The 3,305-nt window shown below is 71.5% G+C and carries 2 protein-coding genes and 1 pseudogene; 2 read left to right on the forward strand and 1 reads right to left on the reverse strand.

The genetic code is table 11. The annotated features are described in order from the left end of the window. Together GA0115240_RS34920 and GA0115240_RS34925 are read left to right on the forward strand one after the other, a co-directional pair. A pseudogene (locus tag GA0115240_RS34920) lies at window positions 1–576 on the forward strand (class E sortase); the annotation flags it as partial. A 100-nt stretch (window positions 577–676) separates the two neighbouring features. Beyond that, window positions 677–2,653 (forward strand): M13 family metallopeptidase, encoded by a 1,977-nt coding sequence (locus GA0115240_RS34925; protein WP_093743125.1) that lies wholly within the window; start codon window positions 677–679, stop codon window positions 2,651–2,653. Window positions 2,654–2,803: 150 nt separating this feature from the next. Here GA0115240_RS34925 and GA0115240_RS34930 read toward each other — a convergent pair. Then, the coding region (locus GA0115240_RS34930; RefSeq protein WP_176725258.1) for a ricin-type beta-trefoil lectin domain protein at window positions 2,804–3,305 on the reverse strand (502 nt) is incomplete at its 5' end.

Raw genomic sequence — 3,305 nt, forward strand, 5'->3', positions numbered from 1 at the left:
CGGCGGCCACCCGTCCGGCACACCCGGCGCCGCGGACACCCGGATCCTCACCGCCTCGCTGGCCGTCCCGCCGATCGGCATCCGGTCCCTGCGCGTCGTCCCTACCGGGGGACGACCGACGACGGGCCCGGCACCCGGATCCAGGACCGCGGCATCGCGGCCAGCCCGTACGGCAAGGACGGCGGCGTCGGCCCGGGGCAGATCGGCAACTACCTCGTCACGGCGCACCGCGTCGCCGCCGGCGGGCCGCTGCACCGGCTGCCGGCCCTGAAGACGGGCGAACGCGTCGTCGTCACGGCAGGTGGGAAGGCCTACACATACAAGATCACCCAGACCCGGACGACCGATTTCCGGTCCGCGCGCTCGCTGGCCGAGCAGCGGGCGGCGGTTCCCGGTGTGCCTGGTAAGCGCCCCACCCGGGCGATGATCACCATCTCCACCTGCGCGACGCCCGAGGACGACGCGGCCGGCAATTTCTGGCGGGACGCCCAGGGCAATCCGCAGCACCGCATCGACAAGGTCGGCGTCCTGGTCGGCACCCGCCCGGCCGCACCCGCCGCGCGGCCCACCCCTTGAGGCCCGTAGCGGCGCAGGGGCGCGGGCGCACAGCTGTCCGAGCCGGCCGGGGCCGCCGAGCAGCGGGCCGGTCGGCGCCGGGACTGCTTAGGCTGGACGAGTGACCATTCTTGATAGCGCCCGTGCGGGCATGAATCCCGAGATCCGGCCGCAGGACGATCTCTTCGGCCATGTCAACGACCGGTGGCTGGACACCGTCGACATCCCGGCCGACCGGTCGAGCTGGGGACCGTTCGTCCAGCTGGTGGAGACGGCCGAGAAGCAGGTCAAGGCCATCATTCAGGACATCGCGGCGGGTGTCGCGGCGCGCCCGGACGGGCCGGACGCCGCGCCGGACGCGCGGAAGATCGCCGCCCTGTACGCCGCCTTCATGGACGAGTCGGCGGTGGCCGCGCGCGGGCTGGACCCGGTCCGCCCGCAGCTGCGGGAGGCCGCGGCGCTGGGCGGCACCCGGGAGCTGGCGGCCTTCCTGGGCTCGCTCGAGCGCGGCGGCGGCTCGGGGCTGTTCGGTCTGTACGTGAACAGCGACGATCGCGACTCCGACCGGTATCTCGTCAACATCGTCCAGGGCGGGCTCGGACTGCCCGACGAGTCGTACTACCGCGACGAGAAGTTCGCCGAGGTGCGCACGAAGTACGTCGCACATCTGACCGAGTTGTTCGGACTCGCCGAGCACCCGGACCCGGCCGCCGCCGCGCAGACGGTGCTGAGGATCGAGACGGCGCTGGCGGCCGGCCACTGGGAGCGGGCCGAGACCCGCGATGTGCAGAAGACGTACAACCTCACCACCCGCGACGAACTCACCGCCCTCGCCCCGGAGTTCGACTGGAGCGGCTACATCGCCGCGCTGGGCGGCACGGACGCGACGATCGCCGAGACCCTGGTGCGGCAGCCGTCGTACCTGGCCCACCTGTCGACGGTGCTTTCCGAGGTGCCGATCGAGGAATGGCGGGACTGGGTCGCGGCCCGGGTGCTGCGCGCGGCCTCGCCGTACCTGTCCGAGGAGTTCGTCCGGACCGGCTTCGAGTTCTACGACCGCACCCTCAACGGCACCCCGGAGCTGCGGGTGCGCTGGAAGCGGGCGGTTGCCTTCGTGCAGGGCGCGATGGGCGAGGCAGTCGGCCAGGAGTATGTCGCGCGCCACTTCCCGCCGGCGTCCAAGGCCATGATGGACGAGCTGGTCGGTAATCTGCTCACCGCCTACCGGGAGTCGATCTCCCGGCTGGACTGGATGACCGACAGCACCAAGGAGCGGGCCTACGACAAGCTCGCCACCTTCCGCGCCAAGATCGGCTACCCGGACCGTTTCCGGGACTACTCCGCGCTGGAGGTGAGCCCCGACGACCTGCTCGGCAACGCCCGGGCGGCCGCCGCCTTCGAGACCGACCGGGAGCTCGGCAAGATCGGCTCGCCCGTCGACCGCGACGAGTGGTTCATGCTGCCGCAGACGGTGAACGCCTACTACAACCCGGGCACGAACGAGATCTGCTTCCCGGCCGGCATCCTGCAGGAGCCCTTCTTCTCCCCCGACGGGGACCCGGCCGAGAACTACGGCGGCATCGGCGCGGTGATCGGCCACGAGATCGGGCACGGCTTCGACGACCAGGGGGCGCAGTACGACGGCGCCGGCAACCTCAACGACTGGTGGGCGGCGGCTGACAAGGCGGCGTTCGAGGTGAAGGCGAAAGCGCTGGTCGAGCAGTACGACGCCTTCTCGCCGCGCGACCTGCCCGGGCAGTTCGTCAACGGTTCCCTGACGCTGGGCGAGAACATCGGCGACCTCGGCGGGCTGACCATCGCACACCGGGCCTACCTCATCGCCCTCGGCGACGCGCCCGCACCCGAGCGGGCCGACGGCGCGACCGGTCCGCGGGCGCTGTTCATGAACTGGGCCTACTGCTGGCGCTCCAAGCGCCGCATCGAGGAGCAGCAGCGCTTCCTCACCATCGACCCGCACTCGCCGCCGGAGTTCCGGGCGAACATCGTCCGCAATCTCGACGAGTTCCACGAGGCGTTCGGCACGAGCAAGGACGACGGCCTGTGGCTGGACCCGGCCGAGCGGGTCCGGATCTGGTGACGCGCCGGATCCCGTGACACGCGGGACGCCCGCGGGTTTCCCCGGCCGGTGGCCGGCCGGGGAAACCCGCGGGCGTCAGTGGTGCATTGGTGACGCCGATCAGCGATGCGCTCGGGTCACGCGGTCGGGGCGGTCACGCGGTCGCCGCCCTCAGGAGGGCAGCGTCCAGTGCTGTGCGGCCGAGCCGTTGCAGGTGTAGAGCTGTACTTGGGTGCCGGCGGTCGTCGAGGAGTTGGGGTCGTCCAGGCACAGCCCGGAGTGCTGGTTGACGATTTGGCCCGAGCTCGTGGCCTGCCACTGCTGGGCGCCGCTGCCGTTGCAGGCGTAGAGCTCGATCAGGGTGCCGTTGGTGGTGCCTTCGCCGGTCGCGTCCAGGCAACTGCCCAACACGCGCAGGGTGTTGTCCGGCAGCACCGTCCAGGTCTGGGCGTTGGTCCCGTTGCAGCCCCAGATCGCGATCGGGTTGCCGTTGGTGGTCAAGGACGACTTGTCGTCCAGGCACAGGCCGGACGGGACGGCGGAGGTGACGGCTCCCGCGCGGGACGCGGGCGCGGCGGGCAGCGTCCAGTTCTGGGCGGCCGAGCCGTTGCAGGTCCAGAGCTGGAGCTGGGTGCCGTTCGTGGTGGAGGCGTTGGGGTCGTCAAGGCACACA

The sequence above is a fragment of the Streptomyces sp. DvalAA-14 genome (genome assembly GCF_900091855.1).
Classification (GTDB): Bacteria; Actinomycetota; Actinomycetes; order Streptomycetales; family Streptomycetaceae; genus Actinacidiphila.